The 405-nt window shown below is 35.6% G+C and carries 1 protein-coding gene; it reads right to left on the bottom strand.

What is annotated here, in order from left to right; all coding sequences use genetic code 11:
- Window positions 1-206: 206 nt before the first annotated feature.
- On the bottom strand, window positions 207-405 hold a 199-nt coding region (locus A7090_RS26325), incomplete at its 5' end, for an OspG family effector kinase (protein ID WP_446718742.1).

Here is a 405-nt window from a genome sequence, read left to right as displayed (position 1 = left end):
ATACTCAGGAGATATATCCTGAAAGCGCTCAATATTAATAAAGTGTTATCACAAGCTACTGCCTACACCAAGATTTTTGGCCGTTTTGGTAGGTGGACGACTTCTTGGGCTCTCAATATATGAGCAACATTCACTCCTTCTCTCCTGATTTTTAGTTGAAATGTGCTGCGAGAATATCAGCGAACAATGCCGACAATACCATTTTTCTATATATTGCTTATGGCATTTCCCCGCAAACTTTTTAATATTGAGCAAAACTCTCTGTCTGCCATCTCATTTACAAACAATTTGCTATCTTTGTCAAGTGAATAATAATGATCGTAACTGTTTGAAAAATCAATCGGCCAAAAACGATTATTCTTTTCATCAAATAAGATATTTCCCATATGTAAGTCTCCATGAATA

This window comes from Escherichia sp. MOD1-EC7003 (genome assembly GCF_002965065.1).
GTDB lineage: Bacteria > Pseudomonadota > Gammaproteobacteria > Enterobacterales > Enterobacteriaceae > Escherichia.
The sequence above is the reverse complement of the archived record's forward strand: the minus strand, read 5'-3'. Positions and strand labels throughout refer to the sequence as shown.